We start from the raw sequence: 23540 nt of genomic DNA, 5'->3' as shown, positions 1-23540 counted from the left end.
GCCGCCGGGGCGTGTCGCTTATCCGTGTCGCCGAGAGTGCGCCTCCCCCCCGCCCGCCCGGCGGAGCGGCCCCCCGCTGCCGTCTCCGCCCCGCTCAGGAGCGGATGAACTCCGCCAACTTGGCGACACCGTCGATGATCTGGGCCTGCGTCAGCGAGCTGATCGAGAGCCGGAGCCGGTGCTCGCCGCCGCCCGCCGGGTAGAACGGCGCCATCGGCGTCCAGAGCACCCCGAACTCCCGGGCGCAGCGCTCCATGGCCGCGTCGTCGGCCCGGAACGGCACCGTCAGCACGGCGAAGAAGCCGCCCTCGGGCCGGTTCCAGTCCACCCCCAGCCGGCGCCGCTCGGAGGCCGGGAAGTGCCGGTCCAGCTCCCGCAGCAGGGTGTCCATCCCGGCCGCGTAGTGGGCCGTGGCACGGGCGTTGGCGGCCCGCAGGCTGCAGTCGTGGGCCAGCAGCATGCCGCCGATGACGGCCTGGCTGAGCGCGGGGGTGTTGACCGTCGTCATGCTCTTCACCTTGGCCAGTTCGTCGGCCAGCAGACTGCGGCGCCCGCCCGGGCCGGCCACCCGCTGGTCCGCGACCACGTAGCCGACCCGCGCCCCGGGGAAGCAGGTCTTGGCGAAGGAACCCAGGTAGACGACCTGGCGGCGGCGGTCCAGCGCCTTGAGGGTGGGCCGCGGGCCCGGGGTGCGGGCGAAGAAGCCGTACGGGTTGTCCTCGACGACCAGCAGGCCCTCCTCGGCGGCGGCGTCCAGCAGCCGGGTGCGGGCGGCGACCGGCATGCTGGTGCCCGAGGGGTTGGCGAAGTCCGGGACGACGTACAGGGCGCGCGGGCGGCGGCCCTCGGCCCGCACCTCCCGGGCGGCGGCGCGGACGGCCGCCGGGTCGGGGCCGCCGTCGGGGCCCTCGGGGACCGGCCGGGTGGTCAGGTCGAGCAGCCGGGCCGCCCCGGTCACGCCGACGTAGCAGGGCGAGCTGACCAGCAGCACGTCCTGCGGGCCGGCGCACAGGGCGCGCAGGGCCAGCAGCATGCCCTCCTGGGCGCCGACGGTGAGCACCACGGCCGCGGGGTCGACGGTGAGGCCCTCGTCGTTGGCGAGGGTGCGGGCGACCAGGTCGGCGATGATGCCCTTGGTGGGGCCGTACTGGAACAGCGCGGTGCGCACGGCGTCGCGGTCGAGGCCGCGGTCGGCCAGGTGGTCGAGGTAGCCGTCCAGGTAGGCGGGGACGTCCTCGGGTTCGAAGAAGCCCTCGTAGGGGCGGCCCGGGGCGAAGGAGACGGCGCCGGGGTAGCGGGTGGTGACTTCGTTGAGGAAGGTCATCGCGTCCAGCAGCGGGTCGGCGAGCGAGCCGTGCAGGTCGGCGAGGGCCAGGTCGGTCGGGTCGTCGGCGATCGTGCCGTCGGCGCTCCGGTCGACGCCGGTCGGGTCGTGGTCGGTCGGGTCGTGGTCGGTCACCGCAGGGCCTCCCGGAGGCGGGCGGCCGCGTGGGCCTGGGCCTCGGCGGCGGCGTCCAGGGTGCCGGTCATGGCGAAGAAGCCGTGCGGCATGCCCTGGTAGCGGCGCAGGTCCACCGGGACCCCGGCCGCGCGGAGCGCCTCGGCGTACCGCTCGCCCTCGTCGCGCAGCGGGTCGTACTCGGCGGTGAGGACGGTCGCGGGCGGCAGGCCGGACAGGTCGGCGGCGCGCAGCGGGGAGGCGTACGAGGAGGCGCCGTCGGCCGGGTCGGCCAGGTAGTGGCCCCAGTACCAGGCGGCCGAGCGGCGGTTGAACAGCAGCGGGTCGTCGTGCTCGCGCAGCGAGGGGGTGTCGGCGGCGTGGTCGGTGTTGGGGTAGACCAGCAGCTGGTGGCGCAGCGTCGGGCCGCCCTCGGCGCGCAGCAGCAGGGTCAGGGCGGCGGCGAGGTTGCCGCCGGCGCTGTCGCCGCCGACCGCGAGGCGGTCCGGGTCGATGCCGAAGTCCGCGGCCCCGGCGACCAGTTGCTCCAGGGCGGCGCGGCAGTCGTGCAGGGCGGCGGGGAAGGGGTGCTCGGGGGCCGAGCGGTAGCCGACGGAGGCGGTGACGCAGCCGACGGCGTTGGTGAGGCGGCGGCAGATCGCGTCGCTGGTGTCGACCGAGCCGAGCGTCCAGCCGCCGCCGAACAGGTAGAGCAGGGCGGGCAGCGGGCGGCCGGGCGGCTCGGGCCGGTAGAGCCGCAGGGCGAGTTCGCCGCCGGGGCCGGGGATGCGGTGCTCCTCGACGGCGGCGACCGGCTCGGGGGTACCGGACGCGGCGCGGATGTCGGCGAGGTCGGCGGCGCGGGCCTCGGCGAGGGTGAGGGTGTAGAGCGGCGGTGCGCCGCTGCGCGCGCGGTGGGCGCGGTAGGCCTCGGCCTGGGGGTGCAGGGGCATGGGTGGCGGTCCGTTCGGTGGCCCGGCCGGGGCCGGGCGGCGGCTCGGCGGGGGTTCAGCGGGGTTGCGGCGGGGTTGCGGCGGGCTGTGGTCGGCCAGGGGTTCGGCCCCGGTTCAGCGGTCGGCCTCGACGTAGACGGTCTCGTCGGTGCGGAAGGCCGTGTCGAGGTCGGCGACGTCCGAACGGAGGCCCTGGCGGTAGGCGCAGTGCCGGATCTGGTCGGGGGTGAACCCGGCCAGGGTCAGCACGTGCCGCAGTTCGTCCAGGTCGTAGATCCACTGGTGGCCGTAGTACCGGAAGATCTGGTTGACCAGGAAGGCCGGCCGGGCGGGCATCGGCGGGCCGAAGCCCAGGGTGCCGAGCCGGCGGCGGTGCTTGCCGAGGAAGCCGTCGCCGGTGGCGTAGCCGACCAGGTAGCGGGCGAGGTCGGGGGTGGTGAGGCGCAGGACGCCGCCGGGGCGCAGGATCCGGCGGGCCTCGCGCAGCCAGCCGACCGCGACCGGCAGGGTGACGTGCTCGATCAGGTGCTCGGCGTAGACCCAGTCGACGCTGGCGTCGGCGAAGGGCAGCGGGCGGGAGACGTCCAGCTGGGTGAACCAGCGGTCGCCGTCGACCCGGTAGAGGGTGCCGGGCTCGGTGGCGGGGCCGGGCCCGCCGTCGGCCGCGGCACCGCGCAGGGTGGCCAGGTCGGTGCCGAGGCCTTCCGGGTGGGCGGTCCGGAAGGCGGCGAACTCGATACCGGTGAGGCCGAGTTCGCGGAAGTCGTGGTGGTCGTGCGGCAGGGCGCCGGGGCGGGCTTCGAGGGTCTTGCAGGTGGCGACCTGGGCGCTGAAGGCGTCCAGGCGGGTCTCCAGCCCGTCCGGGTCGTCCCAGTCCCAGCCGGGGAAGCGGTCGTCGGTCCTGCTCGTCGGTTCGGTCATCGGTTCTCCTTCTGGAGGAACGGGCTGCGGGTACGGCGCGGTTCAGCCGACCGGGCGGGGCCAGCGCGCGAGGGCGTCGCGGCCCAGGTCGGCGAGCCGGGGGCGGCCCAACAGGGCCAGGGTGTGGTCGAGTTCCTCGTGCAGCAGGCGGAGCACCCGGTGCACCCCGGCCTCGCCGTCGACGGCGAGGCCCCACAGGGCGGGGCGGCCGATCAGCACGGCCCGGGCGCCGAGGGCGAGGGCGACGGCGATGTCGGTGCCGGTGCGCACGCCGCCGTCCAGGAGTACCGGGAGCTCGGCGGGCACCGCGTCGACCACCTCAGGGAGGGCGGCCAGGGCGGGCAGCGCGCCGTCGAGCTGGCGGCCGCCGTGGTTGGACACCAGGAGGGCGTCCACGCCGTGCTCGACGGCCAGCCGGGCGTCCTCGGCGGTCAGCACGCCCTTGAGGACCAGCGGCAGCCGGGTGCGCTCGCGCAGCCAGGCCAGGTCGGACCAGCTCAGGGTGGGGTCGAACTGCTCGCGGGCGTGCTCGGCGATGCCGGAACCGCCGTCGGTGGCGCGGTGACTGGCGGACATCAGGGTCTCGTCCAGGTTGACCGCGCGGACGGTGGGCGGGACGGCGAAACCGTTGCGCAGGTCGCGCAGCCGGCGGCCGATCCTGGGCGCGTCCACGGTCAGCACCAGGGCCCGGAAGCCGGCCGCCTCGGCGCGTTCGACCAGGGCGGCCAGGGCGTCGCGGCGGCGCAGCCAGTAGAGCTGGAGCCAGAGCGGGCCGGTGGCGGCCCCGGCGATCTCCTCCAGGGTGCGGCTGGCGAACATCCCGGCGACCAGCAGGGCGCCGGCCGCCCCGGCGGCGCGCGCGGTGGCGGTCTCGCCCTCCGGGTCGACCAGCCGGTGGTAGGCCATCGGGGCGATGCCCAGCGGGATCCGCAGCGGGGCGCCGAGCAGGGTCAGCGCGGGGTCGCAGGCCGAGACGTCGACCAGGGTGCGCGGGCGCAGTGCATAGTGCCCGAACACCTCCCGGTTCGCCGTCAGAGTGCGTTCCGCGCCGCTGCCGCCTTCGATGAAGTCCCAGATTTCCGGGGGGAGTCGGTCGCGTGCGGCGTGCTCGATCCCGGCCAGCGTGAGTGCTCCCACGGGCATCCTCGTTTCCCGGACGGCCACGCGCGGGCCGGTCCCGGTTCGGCAGCGTAGGAGCAACGAGCACATTGGTATAGACCTTGATTTGACCAAACGTCTGTGCCAAGGTCTGGCAACGGAATTGACCGTATTGGTTGAGAACGACGCCCATTGCGTCCATGTCAAATCCCCTCACTTGTTGTGGAGCCGCGTTGACCGGCTTTTCCCGCTTTTCCCTTCCGCTTTCCGCCCCGCCGCACGCCGACGCCCCGCAGGACTGGGTCGAACGGTCGCTGCTGGCCGGGCCGGGCGGCGAGGAGTGCCTGCACTTCGGCGCACCCCTCGACCGGGACGCCCTGCGCGCCCTGGTCGAGGACCAGTGCGACCGACTGACCGCCGCCGGGCTCGGCCCGGGCGGCACCGCCGCGCTGCGGCTGCCGCCCTCGGTGGCCTTCGTCGCCGTGCTGCTGGCCTGCTGGCGGCTCGGCGCCCAAGTCGCACTGCTCGACCACCGGTTGACCGACCACGAAGTGGACGCGGCGGTGGCCCGGCTGGCTCCGCAGGTGCTGGTAGGCTCCGCCCACCGGCCCGCCGCGGCGCTGCGCGGCTTCTCCGAGGTCGAGCCGGTCGCCGTCCCGCTGCCGGACGGGCTCCCGGCCCGCACCGGGCACGCCCTGATCCAGCTCAGCTCCGGGTCCACCGGCCCGGCCAAGGTCATCGCCCGCACCGCCACCGACCTGCTGCGCGAACTCGACTGCTACCGCAGGCTGGTGGAGTTCCCCGGCGAGGGCGAGCGGGTCGTCCTGCTGTCCTCGGTGGTGCACGTGCTCGGGCTGGTCGGCGGGCTGCTCAACGCCCTGCACGCCCGGGCCGTGCTCACCGTCCCGGAGCGGATGACGGCGGCCGGCATCCTCGCCGCGGTCGCCGCCGACCAGCGGCCGACCACCGTCGTCGGAGTGCCCTTCCACGCCGAGCTGCTGGCGGGGACGGTCACTCCCCCGGCGCTGCCGCAGCTGCGCCGGATGGTCGTCGCGGGCGAACTGGTCCGCCCCGGCCTGCCCGCGCTGTTCACCGAACGGTACGGCGTACCGCTCGGCACCATGTACGGCATGACCGAGACCGGGGTCATCGCCACCGACCTCGACGGAACGCTGCACCCCGCCAAACGCCCCGTCCACGGCATGCGGATGCGGCTCGTCGCCGGCGAGCTGCAGCTCGGCGCCGCCACCTCCCCGTACCCGGGGCTGGACGACCCGGGCCGCTGGTCGGACGGCTGGCTGCACACCCGCGACGCCGCCGCCCTGGACGAGGCGACCGGCCTGGTCACCGTGCACGGCCGGCTCGACTCCCAGGTCTCGATCGGCGGGTTGAAGGTCGACCTCACCGAGGTCGAGCAGACCCTCGCCGCGCTGCCCGAGGTCCGCGAGGCGGTCGTCGTCTTCGACGACGGGGCGATCGAGGCGTACCTGTCCGTCGAGGCCGGGGCCGAACCCGCCCTCGTCCAGGACGGGCTGGCCCGCCGGCTCGCCGCCTACAAGCGGCCGCGCCGCCTCGTCCTGCTGCCCGCCCTCCCCCGCACCGCCACCGGAAAGCTGCTGCGCGACCCGGCCGCCCTGCGCGACACCGCCGCGGCCGCCGTGCGCTGACCGGACGCACCACCCGCCGGACACCCTCCGGACAACCCCGACAAGGAGCCCACTCATGCAGGACCGCATCCGCGCGTTCGTTCTGGCCGCCCTCACCGAGATGCAGTACGACGTCTCCGAGGTCACCGGGGACACCGACCTCGGCCCGGCCGGACTGGACCTCGAATCGCTCGCCCTGGCCGAACTCTCGGTGCAGGTCGAGGACGAGTTCGGGATCAAGTTCGACCTGGACGAGATGGAGACCACCGCGATGATGACCCTGGACGAGTTCACCGCCGACGTGGTCAAGCGGATCGACGCCCTCCCCGCCGCCACCGGCAGCGCGGCGTGACCGACTCCGCCCGCCCCGCGGACTCCGCCCCCGGGGCGCTCCCCGACCGGGCCGAGGTCCTGACGATGCTGGCGGCGTTCGGGCAGCGCGCCGCCGACACCGTGCCCGAGGAACTCGGCTCGCTCGAACTGACCTGGCTGATCGCCGAGTTCGAGCAGCGCTACGGAATCCAGCTGGACCTGGACGACGAGCACTTCGGCGCCGTGCGGACGGTCGACGACGCCACCGAGCTGCTGCGCTCGACGGTGCTGGCCGCCCGCGCCGGAGCGCGGCCGTGACCGGCACCGACACTGACACCGGCACTGGCACACCCGGCCCGCCGCCCCGGCCCGCCGCGCCCGGGCCCGTGGCGGTCGCCGCCCGCCCGGTCGTCACCGGCGTCGGGGTGCTCAGCGCCGCCGGACGCGGACTCACCGCGCTGACCGAGGCCGCCGCCCACGGCAAGGCCGCGTTCACCGAGGTGACCCGCTTCGACGTGACCGGCCGGCGCACCACCCGGGCCGCTCTGCTGCCCGGGACGGTACCGCTGGCCAGCACCTTCCCGCTGGCCAGGGCCGTGCTGGAGGCGATCGGACAGGCCGGCCGGCAGGCCGGGCTGACCGCCGCCGAGGGCGCCGCGATGCCCGTCCTGCTCGCCCTGCACAGCGACGGGCGCACCCGCGCCACCGCCGACGCGGTGGCCGCCGGGGTCCGGGCGCACTGGGGCGCGCCGGGCGTCACCCGGGTGTACACCGGCGCCTGCGTGGCGGCCGCCACCGCGGTCGCCGACGCCGCCGCCCTGGTCGCCGCCGGTCGGCACGAACGGGTCCTGGTCGCGGCCGGCCACCTGGTCGAGCCCGGGGTGTTCGCCGTCTTCGACGCCGGACGCGCCCTGGCCCGGGACGGCGAACTGCGCCCGTTCAGCGCCGGCCGCACCGGCACCCTGCTCGGCGACGCGGCCGTCGCCGTCCTGGTCGAGTCCGCCCCGGCCGCCGAACGGCGCTCGGCTCCCGCACTCGCCCGGCTGGCCGGCTGGGGCCGGACCGGGGACGCCCACCACGTCTGCCGACCGGAGCCGGACGGCACCGGGGTCGCCCGGGCGATCGAGGCCGCACTGGGCCGCGCGGGCATCACCCCGGACCAGGTCGGCTACGTCAACGCCAACGGCACCGGTTCCGAGCTCGCCGACCGGGCCGAGGCCACCGCCCTGCACACGGTGTTCGGCCCGCACACCGACCGACTGCCGGTCAGCTCCAGCAAATCGGTGCACGGCCACGCGCTGGAGGCCTCCGCCCTGCTCGAACTCGCCGTCACCGTCGGAGCGTTGGAGAGCGGAATGACCCCGGTCAACGCCGGCTGGCTGGGCCCCGACCCCGACGTCCGGCTGGACCTCGTGCTGGACGGCCCGCACACCACCCGCCCCGACTACGCGCTCACCCTCAACTCGGCCTTCGGCGGGGCCAACACCGCCCTGCTGCTGGCCGCCGCCTGACCCGGACACCCACACACCATGACCACCCCTGCCGCCGCCCCGCGCGTCCTCGCCGAGGCCCGCCGCCCCGGCCCGGACCTCCCCGGGCCCCCGCCACCGCTGCCCGGCTTCACCCCCGCCGGCCTGGCCCCGCTGATCGCCGACACCGCCGACCACTGCCTGCGGGCCCACCACGGCCCGCCGCCCGCCCCCGGGCGCACCGCCCTGCTGCTCGCCAGCGCCGGCGGCGACCTCGCCACCGCGTGCGCCATCGACCGGAGCGCGGAGCCCGGACACCGCCCGGCCCCGCTGCTGTTCTTCCAGTCCAACCCCAACGCCGTCCTCGGGCACATCGCCGCCCGCTGGGGCCTGACCGGCCCCGTCGTGGCGATCAGCCCGGTCGAGGCCGTACCCGGCACCGTCCCCGCGGACGCCTACGAGCTGGCCGCGCTGCTGCTGGCCGACGGGGACGCCGACCACGTCCTGGTGATCGCCGCCGAGCAGGGCCCCGACGGTGACCACGCCGTGGCCGTGCTGCTCGCCGGGCCCGCCGACTGAACCCGCGGGCCGGCGGCGCCCGTAGCCATCGATGAGGCCCGCCGCCTGACGCAGCCGTACCCGGCACACCAGCGACCCGCCCGGCCCACCCTCGCACCGCCGACGCCCCGCCACGGCCGACGCCCCACCCCCGCCCGGCCGCCGTCCGCGCCGGCCGCACCCCGACACCCGATCAGCCGCCCGGGCCGCCCCGGCCCCGAGGGAGGGATCCACCCCCGTGACCATCCGCAGTCTCCGCACCCAGCTCGCGGACGACCCCGACGTGGGCGCCGGCAACGTGCTGACCGCCCGGATCGCCCTCGGCCAGGGGCTCGACGAGCCGCTGCTCACCTTCGACACCCCGGTGGACGGCCACCCCGCCTGGCAGCCGCTCACCCTGCGCGAGCTCGACCGCGCCGTCCGGGCCCGCGCCGCCGCCCTGCACGGCCTCGGCATCACCCGGCGCGACCCGGTCGTGGTGCACGCGAGCGACGCCGCCGAGCACGTGCTCGCCTTCCTCGCCCTGGCCCGGCTCGGCGCCGTCCCCGCGCTGCTCAACCCCAACCTGGACGCCGAGCGCGCCGCCCGCTACATCGCCCGGCTCGGCGCCGTCGGGGTGCTCGCCGACCCGGCCCACCTGGCCGCCCTGGCCGAGTACGACCCGGGCGCACCGCTGCTGCCGGAGATCTCCACCCTCGGCGCGGGCGACCCGGACGCCGCCCCGGAGCCCTACCGGCACTGGTCCGGCGACCCGGTGGCGATCACCCACTCCTCCGGCACCACCGGCATGCCGAAGGCCGTCGTGCACTCCCACGCCGGCCTGTACGCGGCGATCCGCCACCGGCTGCGGCTGCCCCGCCCGCAGGGCCAGGACCGGATGCTCAGCGCCCTGCCCGCCCCGCACGCCGCGACCCTGATCGCGCTCAACCTCGCGCTCAGCTCGCACACCGAACTGGCCTGCCTGTCCGGCCAGTCCGGCGCCGGCGTGCTGGACGCGATCGAGCAGTGGCACCCCACCGGGGTGATCGGCTTCGCCGCCACCTGGGCGGACCTCGCCCACCACGACCTGGCCGCACGGGACCTGGCCTCCGTCGCACTCTGGTGGAACACCGGCGACTGCGCCCACGAGGTGCACATCCGCCGACTGATCGCCACCGGCAGCCGGGAGACCGTCACCCGGCAGGGCCGCACCCGGCAGCCCGGCTCGCTGTTCGTGGACGGCCTCGGCTCCACCGAGATGGGCCACTCGCACTTCTTCATCACCCACGGCCCCGGCACCGACCGCTACGGCCGCTGCGTCGGCCGCCCGCACGCCTTCGTCGACTGCGAAGTGGTCGGCCCGGACGGCGAACCGCTCGGCCCCGGCGAGGTCGGCGAACTCGCCACCGCCTCACCGACCCTGGCCCTCGGCTACTGGAACGACTCGGCCACCACCTTCCGCACCCGGCTGCGCGGCCGCTTCCTCACCGGGGACCTGATGTACCGGGACGAGGAGGGCTACTACTACCACGTCGACCGGGCCGTGGACTCGCTCGAACTCGCCGACGGCAAGCGGCTGTTCACCGCGATGTCGGAGGAACGGGTACTGGCCGCCCGCCCGGACGTGCTGGACTGCACGGTGGTCGCCGTCCGGGACGGCGAGCAGGTGGTCACCGACGTACTGCTGCTCCTCGGCGAGGACGCCGACCGGGACGCCGCAGCCGAGGCCGACCGCGCCGAGGCCGTCGTCGCCGCCCTGGACGAGGCCACCGCCGCGACCGTCCGCCAGGTCCTGGTGGTCACCGGGGACGACATCCCGCTCGGCCCGACCGGCAAGGTCCGCAAGGTCCTGCTGCGTGAGCGCCACCTGGCGGCGGTGAGCGCCCGATGACCGCCCGCGAAGCCGCCGTCATCACCGGCATCGGCCTGGTCTCCCCGCTCGGCCGGGGGCCCGCCGAGGTGTTCGAGGCGCTGGCCGCCGGCCGCTCCGGCCTGCGGGCCGTCCCCGAGGACCACCCCGCGCACGGCTGGCTGCCCGCCGCCGGGATCGCCCCCGCCGTGGACGGCCGCGAGGTGCTGCCGCCCACCGAGACCCGCTGCGTGGACCGCTTCGTGCTGCTCGCCCTGGCCGCCGCCGACGACGCGCTCGCCGACGCCGCCCTGGTGGTCGGCCGCGACGCCGACCCGCACCGCACCGCCGTGGTGCTGGCCACCGGGGGCGGCGGCCTGGAGACCTTCGAGCAGCAGTCCCACCGCCGGCTGGAACGCGGCCGCCCCGGTGTCAGCCCGTACCTGCTGCCCGGCATGCTCTCCAACATGGCCGCCGCCCGGATCGCCATCAAGTACGGCATCCGGGGCTACAGTTCGGCCGTGGTGACGGCCTGCGCGGCCGGCGCCCAGGCGATCGCGGAGGGGCTGCGGCTGATCCGCGCGGGCGACGCCGACGTGGTGGTGTGCGGCGGCACCGAGTCCTCGCTGCACCCGACCATCGCCGCCGCCTTCACCAACGCCCGTGCCCTGGCGCAGGGCTGGGAGGATCCGGAACAGTCCAGCCGGCCCTTCGACAGCCGCCGCAACGGCTTCGTGCTGGGCGAGGGCAGCGCCGTCCTCGTCCTGGAGAGCGCGAGCCACGCCGCCGCGCGCGGCGCCACCGGCTACGCGGACGTGCTCGGCTGGGGCGCCTCCACCGACGCCCACCACCCGACCATGCCCCGCCCGGACGGCGCCGGCGCCGCCGACGCGATGCGCGCCGCGCTCGCCAACGCGGGCCTGGCCCCGGAGGACATCGACTACGTGAACGCCCACGGCACCGGCACCAAGCTCGGTGACGTGGCGGAGACCGCCGCCCTGCACGCCGTCTTCGGCGCGCACCGGCCGGCGGTCAGCTCCACCAAGGGCTCCACCGGCCATCTCCTGGGCGCCGCAGGCGCGTTGGAGGCGGCCGTGACGGCCCTGGCGGTGGCGAGGGGGACGCTGCCGCCGACGCTCAACCTGGTCGACCCGGACCCGGCCTGCGACCTGGACCACGTCCGGGGCGCCGCCCGGTCCACCCCGGTGCGCGCCGCGCTGAGCAACGCCTTCGCCTTCGGCGGCCACAACCTCAGCCTGATCCTCGGCCCGGCCTCCGTCCGCCCCGTCGACGCCACGCGCTAGCTCCCGCGGGTCCTCGCCGGGCAGCGCCGCCCGGCAGCGCGCCGCTCCTCGAACCACCATCCCTCCGGGGGGAGATCCCGTTGTCCATCCAGACCATCGCCCGCGTCGAGTTCCACTGCGCGGACGCCGACAAGACCGCCGCCGAACTGCACGCCGACTACGACTTCACCGCCGCACCCCCGACCACCTCGGCGGACGGCACCCGCACCATCGACCTCGCCCAGGGCTCGATCCGGCTGCGCCTGACCGCCGCCGCCGACCCCGGCCACCCGGTGTCCGCCTACGTCGCCCGGCACGGCGACGGCGTCGCCGCGCTCGCCCTCGGCTGCACCGACCCGCGGGCCGCCCTGGAGCGGGCCGAACGGCACGGCGCCCGGGTGCTGGACCGGGAGGCCTGCCTGATCGCCGGATTCGGCGACACCGCCCTGCGGTTCACCTCGATGCACGCGGCCGGGGCGGACCGGGCCGACGGGGCGACCGGGAGCACCGGCCCCGGGCTGCTGGAGGCCCTCGACCACGTCGCGATCTGCCTGCCCGGCGGCGAACTCGCCGACGCCGTAAGGTTCTGCGAGGCCGCGCTCGGCTTCCACGCGATCTTCGAGGAGTACATCGAGGTCGGCGAGCAGGCCATGGACTCCACCGTGGTGCAGAGCTCCTCCGGCCTGGTCACCTTCACCCTGATCGAGCCCGACACCGCCCGCCGCCCGGGCCAGATCGACGAGTTCCTGTCCGCCCACGGCGGCGCCGGGGTGCAGCACCTGGCGTTCAGCACCCACGACATCGCCACCGCCGTACGCACCGCCCGCTCCCGCGGCGTGGAGTTCCTGACCACCCCGGGCGCCTACTTCGACGCGCTCACCGAGCGGCTCGGCGGGACGGCCATCCCGGTGGAGACCCTGCGCGACCTGCACGTCCTGGTGGACCAGGACCACGGCGGCCAGCTGTTCCAGATCTTCGCCCGCTCGACCCACCCGCGGCGCACCTCCTTCCTGGAACTGATCGAGCGCCAGGGCGCGGGCACGTTCGGCACCGCGAACATCAAGGCGCTCTACGAGGCGGTCGAGCGACAGACCTCCGCCGCCGCCCGCTGACCGCCCCCAGAAGGGAAGCACCACCGATGACCACCGCCACCGAGTTCCGCCTCACCGACGCCGAGCACGCCCTGCTGCCCACCCCCGAGGAGGTGGCGCACTACCGCGAGCACGGCTGGTACCTCTCCCGCCGGCTGTTCACCGACGAGGAGCTGGACACCCTCCAGGCCGCCACCGAGCTGTACTACGCGGGCCACCGGGACCGTGAACTGCCCGTCCGCCCGCCCCGGTTGGCCGCCTGGGAGCCCTCGCACGGGCCGGTCCAGCGGCACAACGACTACGTCCACCACGAGAGCGACGCGATCGGCGCGATCCTGCGCAAGCCGCTGGTCGGCGCGGTCGCCGCACTGCTCGCCGGGGCCGAGGAGATCCGGATCTTCCAGGCCACCCTGATCTACAAGCCCCCGGTGCCCGGGGAGCCCAGCAACCACGTGCCCTGGCACTTCGACAAGCACTACTGGCAGACCTCGACCTCCCAGTCCATGCTCACCGCCTTCATCCCGTTCCACGACTGCCGGGAGGAGAACGGCACCATCACCATGGTCGACGGCAGCCACCGCTGGCGGGAGATGCCCTCCGGCGAGGACTCCACCCGGCACTTCGCCGACCGCGACAACTCCGAGCTGGACGCCATCCTGGACGCCAACGCCGCGTTCAACGGGCAGCGGGTGCGGAAGGTCCCGATGCTGATCCCGCGCGGCCACATGTCCTTCCACCACTGCCGCACCTACCACGGCAGCGGCCCCAACCTGGCCTCCTTCCCCCGCCGGGCCGTCTCGCTGCACCTCCAGGACGGCGCCAACGAGTACCGGCGGCACGAAGGGCCGGACGGCGGCCCGGTGGTGTACAACCACGACGTGCTGGTGCGCCGCACCGCCGACGGCCGACCGGACTACGCCGACCCGGCGTTCTGCCCGACGGTCTGGCGGGGAACGCTGTGACGGCACCGCCCGCGGCCGCGATCGCCCCGCTGGCCGCCCCGGCCGAGCGCTACCGGATGCTGCGGCTGATCCGCGGCTTCGAGGAGCTGGCGCTCGGCCTGGTGAAGTCCGGCGCGATCCCCGGCGGCATCCACCCGTACATCGGGCAGGAGGCCGTCGCGGTCGGCGTCTGCTCGGCGCTCGGCCCGGCCGACCGGCTGACCAGCACCCACCGCGGCCACGGCCACGTGCTCGCCCGGGGCGCCGCCCCGGACCGGCTGCTCGCCGAACTCGCGGGCCGGGTCGACGGGTTGAACGGCGGCCGGGGCGGCTCGATGCACGCCGCCGACCTCTCGCTGGGCATCCTCGGCGCCAACGGCATCGTCGGCGCCGGGGCGCCGATCGCGGTGGGCGCCGCCTGGGCCGCCAAGCACAGCACGCACGCCACGCACGCCACGCACGCCGAGAGCGGGACCGAGGGCAGCCCGGTCGCGGTGTCCTTCTTCGGCGACGGCGCGCTCAACCAGGGCGTGCTGCTGGAGTCGCTCAACCTCGCGGCGATGTGGCGGCTGCCGGTGCTCTTCGTCTGCGAGAACAACGGCTACGCCACCACCCTGCCCGCCGCGACCGCCGTCGCGGGCACCGCCACCGGCCGGGCCGCCGCCTTCGGCATCCCCGCCGAGCAGGTGGACGGCATGGACACCGAGGCCGTCCGGGCCGCCGCCCTGCGCGCGGTCGAGCGGGCCCGCGCGGGCGGCGGCCCCGGCTTCCTGGAGTGCCGCACCTACCGCTACGAAGGCCACCACACCATGGAACGCCGGATGAAACTGCGCTACCGCACCCCCGAGGAGGTCGCGGCCTGGCGCGAGCGCGACCCGCTGGCCCGGGCCGCCGCCCCGCTGGACCGGGCCGCGGTCGCCGAACTGGACCGCTCGGTGGCCGAACAACTCGCCGCCGCCGAGGAGTTCGCCCTGGCCTCGGCCCACCCGGACCCGGCCGGCGCGCTGGACCACCTGTACGCCGACGGCCTTCGGCCCCGGGCGGGGGTGTCGGCGTGACCAGGCTCTCGTACACCAAGGCGCTCAACCGGGCCCTGGCCGACGAACTCGCCGAGGACCCGGCGGTCTGCGTGTTCGGCGAGGACATCGGCGCCGGCCTGGCCGGCCCCACCCTGGGCCTGCTGGACCGCTTCGGCCCGGAGCGGATCGTGGACACCCCGCTCTCCGAACAGGCCTTCACCGCGATGGCGATGGGCGCCGCCCTGGCCGGGCGGCGGCCGGTGCTGGAGTTCCAGATCCCCTCGCTGCTCTTCCTGGTCTTCGAGCAACTCGTCAACCAGGCCCACAAGTTCTCGCTGATGACCGGCGGCCAGGCGGCCGTCCCGCTGACCTGCCTGGTGCCCGGCTCGGGCTCCCGGGACGGCTGGGCCGGGCAGCACTCCGACCACCCGTACAGCCTGTTCGCGCACGCCGGGGTGAAGACCGTGGTGCCCGCCACCCCGACCGACGCCTACGGGCTGCTGCGCTCGGCGATCCGCGACCCGGACCCGGTGGTGGTGTTCGCCCCGGCGGCCGCCCTGGCGGTGCGCGAGACGGTGACCTGGGAACTCGCCCCGGTGCCGCTCGGCCGGGCCCGGATCCACCGCCCCGGCACGGACGTCACCCTGGTCGCCCTCGGGCACCTGGTGCACGACGCCCTGGCCGTCGCCGAGGAGCTGGCACCGGAGCTCTCGGTCGAGGTGCTCGACCCGCGCACCGTCCACCCCTTCGACTGGCCGGCGCTCGCCGAGTCGCTGGAGCGCACCGGCCGGCTGGTCGTCGTGGACGACTCCAACCGCAGCTGCGGCTTCGGCGCCGAGGTGCTCGCCACCGCCGCCGAGGAGATGCGGCTGATCGCCCCGCCGCGCCGGATCACCCGCCCGGACGGCGCGGTGCTGCCCTTCGCCCCCGCCCTCGACCGGGCCGTCCAGCCCGGCCGCGAGCAGCTGCGGCACGCACTGCGGTCCGTCGTGAAGGCCCGCTGACCGCCGCCCCCGACACCCGCGGCCCCACGGCCACGACACCCCCGACCCGCCGTCACGGCTCCCCCGGCCACCACCGTGACGGCGGGTCGAGGGCATGCGCCGGGCGGGTGTCGGCCCCCGCCCGGTGGCGGACCTCCTGGCGCTGCCGGGCGATCGAGCAGGCCTTCCGGGCCGCACCGGAGGGGCTCACAGCACCTTCGGCAGCACCGCCGCCGAGGCGGGCGGCTCGTCGCCCGCCAGCCGGAACCGGTGCAGCGCCGCCCGGCCGTCCGCCCCGCGGACCCGGGCGGCGAGCCGGGCGGGCAGCACCACGGTGCTGAGCCACCCCTCGCCGCGGTACCCCTCGATGGTCCAACTCACCCAGGGGAGCGGGTAGTTCGCGGCCGGACTGACGAACACCGGGGAGCGGCCCTGGAAGCTCACCCGATAGGTGCCGAAGCGGCTCCAGTTGGAGAAGCTGAACCGGCGCTGCTGCGGGTCGAAGCCCAGCGGCACGCACTCCCCCATCCGTGAACGGCCCAGCCCCGCCAGGAAGTCCAGGTTGGAGCGCAGGTTGAGGTGGGCGGTCGGGAACTCCTCGACCGCCGTCCGCAGCGCGGCCGCCAGCACCGCCGGGCCGTCCTTCGGCCGGTGCGGCACGTGCACCTCGCTCAGCAGGTTGCCCACCAGGGCGGGCGAAAGGCCCAGCCAGCGGCGGGCGTTGACCGGCACGGTGAGCATCCGCTCGGCCTGGTCACCGTCCAACTCCCGCAGGGTGGCGAGCACATGGGCGCAGAGCGCGTCCCCGGCGGAGAGCCGGCGCCCGGCGGCCGCCCCGAACTCCTCGCGCATCCGGTCGACCTCGGCCTCGGTGAAGGCGATCTGGACGGTCCGGTTGGCGCGCGGTCCGGCCGCGACCTCGCGGGCCAGCTGCTCCGCCTCCGCCGGTTCCGGCAGCCGGAAGCCGGGGCGTCCGCAGTCCTCGGCCGGCAGTACGGCGGCCAGCAACGCGTCCTGGTCGTCGACGAGTTCGGCCTCCGGCAGCGGCTCGCCCTCGACCGCCGCGGACCAGATCCGCAGCAGCAGCACGAAGCTGTGCAGGTCCCCGATCGCGTGGTGCCAGGAGCAGCCGAGCACCGTCCCGCCGTCGGCGGTCCGGGTGATCCGTACGGTGAACAGCGGGGCACCGCCGGTGCGCGCGGCGACGGCGTCCACCGGGTCGACCAGTTCGGAGCCGGCCGCCACCACCCGGCCCATCGCCTCGGCGAGGGTGCCGTCCACGGTGTAGACCGCGAGCGGCACCCCGGAGTCGTCGCAGACCGCCCGGAGCGCGCCGTCCTCGGTGCGCAGCCGTCCGGCGAACACCGGCACCCGCTCCAGGGCGAGGGCGAGGCCTGCGGCGAGCCGGTCCTCGTCCAGCGGCCGGTCGAAGCAGAGCACGACGGAGACGGCGAGGTCGGCGAGCATGGTGTCCATCAGGCCCAGGCGCAGCACCCGGCCGTCGGCCCGGCCGGCGCGGACGGTCCGGGAGCTGCGCGGATGCGGCCAGATCGTCATGGGTTCCCATCCGGTGGTCCGGCCGGTGGTCCGGCCTGCGGGCACGCCGAACGATAGTGCTGCGCCGAGGCAGTGGTCCAGTCCAATGTCAGGATCCGGAAAGGCCGTTCGGGCCCGCCGACGATAGAATGCCGAGCATGGGACAGCGCCCCGGCGCACCCACCGCGCCGCCCCTCGTCCTGGTCACCGACCGCGAATCCCGGCTGATCGACCCCACCCGGGCCTACCACCTGGGCCGGGACCCGACCAGCGAGATCGTGCTGGACGACCCCCGGGTCTCCTGGCACCACGCGGTGCTGCGCGCCACCGACGGCCACTGGCTGCTGGAGGACGTCGGCAGCACCAACGGCACCTACGACCAGGGCCACCGGATCGACCACGAGGACGTCGGCCCGGGCACCCGGCTGCGCTTCGGCGACCCGGCCACCGGCCCGTCCGCGACCTTCGCCGGCCTGCCCGGCCCCGCCCCCGGCGAGCGCACGGTGCTGCTCGCCCCGCGCAGCTCCGGCACCTTCCGCAGCCCGAGCGCCGTGCTGGAACTGCCCGGCCGCGCCCTGCGGATCGGCCGCGCCCCCGACAACGACCTGGTCCTGGACGACCTGGTGGTCTCCCGGCACCACGCCGAGCTGCGCGAACTGCCCGACGGCGGGCACGAGATCGTCGACCTGGACAGCCACAACGGCACCTACCTCAACGGCCGCCCGGTCCGCCGCGCCCCGGTCGGCCCGGCCGACCTGGTGGGCATCGGCCACTCCTCGCTCTGCCTGGCCGACGGCCGGCTGGTCGAGTACACCGACACCGGCGAGGTCTCGCTGGACGTCCAGCACCTGGTCGTCCGGGTCGGCCCGGACCACCGGGTGCTGCTGGACGACGTCGGCTTCCCGCTCGCCGAGAAGGCCCTGCTCGCGGTGGCCGGCCCGAGCGGCGCCGGCAAGTCCACCCTGCTCAACGCCCTCACCGGGCTGCGCCCCGCCGACGAGGGCACCGTGCTGTACGACGGGCGCGACCTCTACCGCGACTACGCGGAGCTGCGCCGCCGGATCGGCCTCGTCCCCCAGGACGACATCCTGCACACCCAGCTGACCGTCCGCCGCGCCCTGTCGTACGCCGCCGAACTGCGCTTCCCCGGGGACACCGCGAAGGAGGAGCGGGAGGGCAGGGTCTCCGAGGTGATCGGCGAACTGGGCCTGGAGGCGCGGGAGCAGCAGGTGATCGCCAGCCTCTCCGGCGGCCAGCGCAAGCGGGTCAGCATAGCGCTGGAGCTGCTCACCAAGCCCTCGCTGCTCTTCCTGGACGAGCCGACCTCCGGCCTGGACCCGGGCATGGAGCGCTCGGTGATGCAGTTGCTGCGCGGGCTGGCCGACGACGGCCGCACGGTGGTCGTGGTGACGCACAGCGTGCTGAGCCTCAACGTGTGCGACCGCCTGCTGGTGCTCGCCCCCGGCGGGCGGACCGCCTACTACGGGCCGCCGACCGAGGCGCTGGCGTACTTCGGCGAGGCGGAGTGGCCGGAGGCCTTCGAGGCCTTCGAGAACGACGCCGAGGGGCTCTGCCGGCAGCGCTTCCGCGCCTCGCCGCAGTACCAGCGGTACGTGGCGGCCGAGGCGGCGCACCCGGTGCCCCCGGCCCGCCCGCCGGAGTCGGCCGGGGCGGCCGGGGCGGCCGCGCGGCCCGTCGGCCGGGAGAAGCCGCAGGGCTGGTTCTCCCAGCTGGGCACGCTGGTGCGCCGCTACGCCGCGGTGCTCGCCGCCGACCGGCTGTTCCTGACCGTGATGATCGTGCTGCCGTTCGTCATCGGCCTGATGTGCCGGGCGATGGCCGGCAGCCGCCTCACCGACGAGAACGCCATCAACTGCCTGCTCACGCTCTGTCTCGGCGGGGTGCTCACCGGCTCGGCCAACGCGGTGCGCGAGGTGGTCAAGGAGCGCGCGATCTACCGGCGGGAGCGGGTGGTCGGCCTGTCCCGGTCGGCGTACCTGGTGTCGAAGGTGGTGGTGCTCGGCGCGGTCACCGTGGCGCAGGCCGCGGTGCTGACGGTGGTCGGCCTGGCCGGGGTCGCGCTCACCGCGCAGCCCCGCCCGAACGCCCCGCCGCCGGTGACCACCGGTGTGCTGATGCCCCAGCTGCCGGAGCTGATCATCGCGGTCGCGCTGCTGGCGTTCACCTCGATGATGCTCGGCCTGGTGGTGTCCGCGCTGGTCGCCAAGGAGGAGACCACCATGCCGCTGCTGGTGCTCCTCGCGATCGTCCAGGTCGTGTTCAGCGGCCTGATGCTCCGGCTGCACGGCGTGCCCGGCCTGGAGCAGTTCGCCTGGCTGGTGCCGTCCCGGTGGGGCCTGTCGGCGATGGCCCGCACCGTCGACCTGAACCGGCTCACCGTACCGAGCCCGATCACCGCGGACCCGATGTTCCGCCCCGAGCGCACCGGCTGGCTGGTCTCCATGGGCGCGCTGGCCGCCCTCGCGGCGGCGTACGGGCTGGCGGTGCTCGCCCTGCTGCGGCGGCACGAGCCGAGCGTCATGCGCAAGTAGCCGCCCCCGGCCCCGCCGGTAGAGTGGGAGACGAACTGCGGTGCGAATGCCGCTCGCGACCCCTGCCCCCCGGCACCGGTCGGCGCGGCGGAGGGAATGTACCCGCCCATGGACGAGTTCGCGTTCCGCCCCACCCACGTCGCCCCGCCGGACGGCCTGGCGACCTGGACGGCGCCGGACCCGGCACGGCCCTCCGCCCGGCTCGACCCGCTGCTCCCGGTCCGGCTGATCGCCCGGCAGGGCGACTGGGCCCAGGTGCTCTGCTCCAACGGCTGGACCGCCTGGGTGGACGCCCGGCTGCTGGTCGTGCTCCCCCAGCCGCCCCCCGCCGCGGACGGACCGCCCGCCCGCACCGCCGACCCCCGGCCCGCCCTCGCCGAGGCCGGGGCCGCACTCGCCCGGCACCGCGCCCTGCTGGAGGACCTCGCCACGGGCGCCCTGGACCTGGAGTCCTTCCGGGAGCGGACCCGCGGCCTGCGGATCGGCCTGGTCGCGGACGGCGAGGCGCTCTGGGTGTTCGACCCGGTGCACGACCGCTGGTGCTACTGCGACGGGCTCCAGTTGCAGACCTACGCGGCCACCGACCGGCCACCGGCCACCGACCGGCAGGCAGCCGTCGGGTCCGCGGGCGCGCCGGGAGCGGCACCGGTGCCCGACCCGCAGACGCAGGGCCCGTACGCGCCCACCCGGACGGGTGAGCCGTGACCCCGGCCGAGCCACCCCCGGCCTCCGACCCGTCCTCGCCCTCGACCGACGGGCTGCCCGCCGGCCTGGTCGGGCGGAGGGTGGCGGGCTACCGGCTGGAGCAGGAGATCGGGCGCGGCGGGATGGCCGTGGTCTACCGGGCCAAGGACCTGCGGCTCGGCCGGACCGTCGCGGTCAAGCTGCTGGCCCCCGAGCTGGCCCGCAACGAGGTGTTCCGGCAGCGCTTCATGCACGAGTCCGAGGCCGCCGCCGGCATCGACCACCCGCACATCGTCCCGGTGTTCGAGGCCGGGGAGCACGACGGCATCCTCTACCTGGCGATGCGCTACGTCGAGGGCGGCGACCTGCGCGCGCTGATCAACCGGGACGCCCCGCTCCCGATCGAGCGCGCCACCCGGCTGGCCCTGCAGATCGCCTCCGCCCTGGACGCCGCGCACGACCACGACCTGGTGCACCGGGACGTCAAGCCCGGCAACGTCCTGGTCGCCGCCGGCACCGACAGCGAGCACCCCGAGCACCTCTACCTGGCGGACTTCGGCCTCACCAAGAAGTCCCTCTCGCTCAGCGGGCTGACCAGCGTCGGCCAGATCGTCGGCACCCTCGACTACGCCGCGCCCGAGCAGATCTCCGGCCGGCCGCTGGACGGGCGCTGCGACCAGTACGCGCTCGGCTGCGTGGTCTTCGAGATGCTCGCGGGCACCCCGCCGTTCCGCCGGGAGAGCGACCTCGCACTGCTCTGGGCCCACCTCAACGACCCGCCGCCCGAACTGCGCCGGCACCGCCCCGACCTCCCCGAGGCGGTCGACGCCGTGGTGGCCCGCTCGCTCGCCAAGACGCCCGGGGAGCGGTACGACAGCTGCCTGCAGTTCGTCGCCGAGCTGCGCGCGTCCACCGGGCCCGCGCCCTGGACGGCGGACGGCCCGCCCACCCGGGTGGTCCCCGCGGTCGCCCGCGCCTCCGGCCCCACCCCGGTGCCGGACCCGCCCGCCTGGGCCGGCCCGGTCGTCCACCCGCCGTACCGGGACCGTCAGGGCCCGTCCCAGGAAGCTCTGGAGAGCCGTCGACCATGAACGCCGTGAGCCAGGTCTTCGCCATGCTCGCCGCCGCGATCCACCTCGTGGTGTGGCCGCTGGAGAGCTACCTGTACGGGCACCCGAGGGTGCGCTACCTGCTCACCGGCAGCACGGCGGACGCCCCGGAGGTCCGGCTGTGGCGGTTCAACGTCGGTTTCTACAACCTGTTCCTGGCCCTCGGGCTGGTCGCCGGGCTGGTCCTGCTGCACACCGGGCACTCCGGGGCGGGGCGGCCGGTGATCCTCTACATCGCGGCCTTCCTGGTGGCCGGCGGGACCACCCTGTTCGTCTCGGAGCCGAAGCTGTGGCGCGGCGCGCTCGCCCAGGCCGTCCCGGCGGCGGCCGTCCTGCTCGCCGAACTGCTCTGAGCCCGGGGCGGGTACGGGTGCCCGCTCCGGGTTCAGCCGCCGGTGCCCGCTCCGGTACTCTCCGCGCCCTCCCCGGCGAGCTCCCCGGTGACCTCCCCGGGGTGCCGCACCCGGGCCGCCAACAGCGCCCCGAGCAGTCCGGTCAGCAGTCCCCAACCGGCCGCCAGCGGCACCGCCGTCCACAGCTCCGGGCGCAGCGTCAGGCTGCCGCTGCCCAGCGCCGACACCGGGTTGTCCCCGCCGAGCACCGCGCCGAGCAGGTCCCCCAGTCCGCCCTGGCCGAGGCCGACACCCAGCACGGACAGCCCGTAGTCGGCGTCCATCCGGGTCCACAGGCCCACCAGCAGCACGGTGACGGCGGTGGCCAGCGCGAAGCGGACGGAGTGCTGCCAGAGCCGGACGCGGCGCGGTGAGCGGCGGGCGGCGAGGAAGGCGGCGGCGGTCAGCAGCACGGCGGCCACCGGCAGCAGCCACCAGCTGCGCGCGTCGTGCTCGGCCAGGGTGCCGAGGTCGATGGTCGCCGACCCCCCACCGGGGGCGCGCAGCACCGCGCTGAGCGGTTGGGGCACGGGCAGGCCGAGCGCGCCGACCAGCCGGCCGTGCCAGACGGCCCCGAGGCCGAGGCCGAAGGCCAGCCAGACCAGGTCGGGCAGGGCCAGCAGCAGCACCGCCATGGTCGAGCGGGCGTTGCCGTGCACGAGCGCGGTGACGACCCCGGCCACCGCGCCGATCGCGACGTACCCGAGCAGGACCGTCCAGAGCGCGAACGCGGCCGGGCGGACGGCGAGTTGGTAGCGCAACAGGCCGCGCGGCAGCGGCGCCCGGCGGGAGACCGCGAAGACCGCGGCGAACACCAGCAGCAGCCAGGCCAGCCCGACGCCGATGGTGGTGGCGCCGTCCGCGTGGAAGCCGACCTCCGGGGTGAGCCCGAGCGCGCCGCCGATGGTCTCCACCAGGCTGCCGCCGAGCTGGATCACGAAGGTGTGCTTGGCGGTGACGGTGATCACCACCAGGGCGATCAGCCAGAGCACCACCGTCCGGGCGATCCGGCCCAGCAGTTCACCGCCTCCCGCGACCGCGCGGAAGCGCAGTTGACGCAGGAACACCTCGGCGATCACCACCGCGCCGACCAGCGAGACGCTCAGCGGCATCGCGCTGACCCCGGCGTCCACCGCCGCGAAACTGCCCGCGCCGCCGTCGAGTTGGACCGAGCCGCCGACGGCCAGCGCCAGCGTCGCGGCGAGCACCGGCGGGAAGCCGCCCTCCGGGAGGTCGCTCGCCCCGGCCAGCCAGAGGCCCAGCGCGGCCACCGCCGCCATCGCGACGAGTCCGGCCAGCACCACGGCGAGCGCGTCCAGCCAGCCGCGGACGGCTCCGGGCGGGCCGGCGGCCCCGGTGGTGGGCTGCTGCATGCCGCCTCCCTCTGCTCGAACGGGCCTGGTCCGTTCCCAGGGTGACCGACCGCCGCGGGGCACGCTCGGCGACGGCGGGGCCACCTGCTGTTGCGGCGAACGGGGCACCGGGGGAGAAATGGAACCCAGTGGCAGGAGCTTCCCGTGCCGACCGTTCCTGTCGGCCACCTGCGAAACGGAGCCTCGATGAGTTCCCAACCGCCCCCGTCCGGCCCGCCGAGCGAGCCGCCCTACGGCCCGCCCTCCGGTCCCCCGTCCGGCCCGCTGGCCGGCCCCCCGTCGGGGGGGGGGGCCGGCGCGGGGGCGGGGGGGGCCGGCCCCCCCCGGCGGGCGGGAGGGGCCGCCGGCGCCGGC

Annotated in this window: 21 protein-coding genes; 15 read left to right on the top strand and 6 right to left on the bottom strand. The window is 75.9% G+C overall.

The features are described 5' to 3' along the window. Positions 1-94: 94 nt before the first annotated feature. From ACFWXO_RS26230 to ACFWXO_RS26215, 4 genes are all read right to left on the bottom strand, one after another. A complete protein-coding gene (locus ACFWXO_RS26230) occupies positions 95-1396 on the bottom strand; it encodes a PLP-dependent aminotransferase family protein (protein WP_380526476.1) in 1302 nt (433 codons plus the stop codon). Positions 1397-1455: 59 nt separating this feature from the next. Then, the gene (locus ACFWXO_RS26225) at positions 1456-2391 is read right to left on the bottom strand and encodes an alpha/beta hydrolase (protein ID WP_380526449.1); all 936 of its coding nucleotides are present in this window, start codon (positions 2389-2391) and stop codon (positions 1456-1458) included. Between the two features lie 114 nt (positions 2392-2505). Further along, positions 2506-3312, bottom strand: coding sequence for a class I SAM-dependent methyltransferase (locus ACFWXO_RS26220; RefSeq protein WP_380526447.1), 807 nt, complete (start codon positions 3310-3312; stop codon positions 2506-2508). Between the two features lie 42 nt (positions 3313-3354). After that, entirely contained in the window at positions 3355-4455 is a 1101-nt protein-coding gene (locus ACFWXO_RS26215) for an alpha-hydroxy acid oxidase (RefSeq protein WP_380526445.1), read from the bottom strand. A gap of 188 nt (positions 4456-4643) precedes the next feature. On the opposite strand from ACFWXO_RS26215, the gene ACFWXO_RS26210 reads away from it, so the two are divergent. The 11 genes from ACFWXO_RS26210 (at position 4644) to ACFWXO_RS26160 (ending at position 15561) form a co-directional block, all read left to right on the top strand. Beyond that, positions 4644-6077, top strand: coding sequence for a class I adenylate-forming enzyme family protein (locus ACFWXO_RS26210; RefSeq protein ID WP_380526443.1), 1434 nt, complete (start codon positions 4644-4646; stop codon positions 6075-6077). Between the two features lie 55 nt (positions 6078-6132). Then, entirely contained in the window at positions 6133-6408 is a 276-nt protein-coding gene (locus ACFWXO_RS26205) for an acyl carrier protein (protein ID WP_360243150.1), read from the top strand. Then, the gene (locus tag ACFWXO_RS26200; RefSeq protein ID WP_380526440.1) at positions 6405-6686 is read left to right on the top strand and encodes an acyl carrier protein; all 282 of its coding nucleotides are present in this window, start codon (positions 6405-6407) and stop codon (positions 6684-6686) included. The genes ACFWXO_RS26205 and ACFWXO_RS26200 overlap by 4 nt, the downstream gene beginning before the upstream one ends. Further along, entirely contained in the window at positions 6683-7879 is a 1197-nt protein-coding gene (locus ACFWXO_RS26195) for a beta-ketoacyl synthase N-terminal-like domain-containing protein (RefSeq protein WP_380526438.1), read from the top strand. The genes ACFWXO_RS26200 and ACFWXO_RS26195 overlap by 4 nt, the downstream gene beginning before the upstream one ends. Positions 7880-7897: 18 nt before the next feature. Further along, positions 7898-8416: a hypothetical protein gene (locus ACFWXO_RS26190; protein WP_380526436.1), complete on the top strand. Its 519-nt coding sequence runs from the start codon at positions 7898-7900 to the stop codon at positions 8414-8416. Positions 8417-8633: 217 nt separating this feature from the next. Next, the gene (locus ACFWXO_RS26185) at positions 8634-10265 is read left to right on the top strand and encodes a class I adenylate-forming enzyme family protein (RefSeq protein ID WP_380526434.1); all 1632 of its coding nucleotides are present in this window, start codon (positions 8634-8636) and stop codon (positions 10263-10265) included. Beyond that, a complete protein-coding gene (locus tag ACFWXO_RS26180) occupies positions 10262-11527 on the top strand; it encodes a beta-ketoacyl-[acyl-carrier-protein] synthase family protein (protein WP_380526432.1) in 1266 nt (421 codons plus the stop codon). The genes ACFWXO_RS26185 and ACFWXO_RS26180 overlap by 4 nt, the downstream gene beginning before the upstream one ends. A gap of 80 nt (positions 11528-11607) precedes the next feature. Beyond that, a complete protein-coding gene (gene hppD, locus ACFWXO_RS26175) occupies positions 11608-12618 on the top strand; it encodes a 4-hydroxyphenylpyruvate dioxygenase (protein ID WP_380526430.1) in 1011 nt (336 codons plus the stop codon). 26 nt (positions 12619-12644) lie between these two features. Next, positions 12645-13559 carry a phytanoyl-CoA dioxygenase family protein gene (locus ACFWXO_RS26170; RefSeq protein WP_375886906.1) on the top strand — a complete coding sequence of 305 codons (915 nt, stop codon included), beginning with the start codon at positions 12645-12647 and terminating at the stop codon, positions 13557-13559. Next, positions 13556-14596 carry a thiamine pyrophosphate-dependent dehydrogenase E1 component subunit alpha gene (locus ACFWXO_RS26165; RefSeq protein WP_380526428.1) on the top strand — a complete coding sequence of 347 codons (1041 nt, stop codon included), beginning with the start codon at positions 13556-13558 and terminating at the stop codon, positions 14594-14596. The genes ACFWXO_RS26170 and ACFWXO_RS26165 overlap by 4 nt, the downstream gene beginning before the upstream one ends. After that, positions 14593-15561, top strand: a complete 969-nt coding sequence (locus ACFWXO_RS26160) for an alpha-ketoacid dehydrogenase subunit beta (RefSeq protein ID WP_375886904.1) — start codon at positions 14593-14595, stop codon at positions 15559-15561. Before ACFWXO_RS26165 ends, ACFWXO_RS26160 begins: the two co-directional genes overlap by 4 nt. A 186-nt stretch (positions 15562-15747) precedes the next feature. On the opposite strand, the gene ACFWXO_RS26155 is transcribed toward ACFWXO_RS26160, so the two are convergent. Continuing rightward, a complete protein-coding gene (locus tag ACFWXO_RS26155; RefSeq protein ID WP_380526425.1) occupies positions 15748-17097 on the bottom strand; it encodes an acyltransferase in 1350 nt (449 codons plus the stop codon). Between the two features lie 137 nt (positions 17098-17234). On the opposite strand from ACFWXO_RS26155, the gene ACFWXO_RS26150 reads away from it, so the two are divergent. The 4 genes from ACFWXO_RS26150 (at position 17235) to ACFWXO_RS26135 (ending at position 21774) form a co-directional block, all read left to right on the top strand. Further along, complete coding sequence (locus ACFWXO_RS26150) at positions 17235-19628, top strand: FHA domain-containing protein (protein ID WP_380526423.1); 2394 nt, start codon at positions 17235-17237, stop codon at positions 19626-19628. A 108-nt stretch (positions 19629-19736) separates the two neighbouring features. Further along, on the top strand, positions 19737-20333 hold the full coding sequence (locus tag ACFWXO_RS26145; protein ID WP_380526421.1) for a hypothetical protein: 597 nt from the start codon (positions 19737-19739) through the stop codon (positions 20331-20333). Then, on the top strand, positions 20330-21403 hold the full coding sequence (locus ACFWXO_RS26140; RefSeq protein WP_380526419.1) for a serine/threonine-protein kinase: 1074 nt from the start codon (positions 20330-20332) through the stop codon (positions 21401-21403). Before ACFWXO_RS26145 ends, ACFWXO_RS26140 begins: the two co-directional genes overlap by 4 nt. Continuing rightward, a complete protein-coding gene (locus ACFWXO_RS26135; RefSeq protein ID WP_380526417.1) occupies positions 21400-21774 on the top strand; it encodes a DUF1304 family protein in 375 nt (124 codons plus the stop codon). The genes ACFWXO_RS26140 and ACFWXO_RS26135 overlap by 4 nt, the downstream gene beginning before the upstream one ends. 32 nt (positions 21775-21806) lie before the next feature. Here the strand turns inward: ACFWXO_RS26135 and ACFWXO_RS26130 are convergent, their stop codons facing one another. Further along, a complete protein-coding gene (locus ACFWXO_RS26130; RefSeq protein ID WP_375886888.1) occupies positions 21807-23186 on the bottom strand; it encodes a streptophobe family protein in 1380 nt (459 codons plus the stop codon). Positions 23187-23540 lie beyond the last annotated feature (354 nt).

Source organism: Kitasatospora sp. NPDC059088, from assembly GCF_042738155.1.
Taxonomy (GTDB): domain Bacteria; phylum Actinomycetota; class Actinomycetes; order Streptomycetales; family Streptomycetaceae; genus Kitasatospora.
Note: the sequence above shows the minus strand (reverse complement) of the source record. Positions and strands in the feature narration are given on the sequence as shown.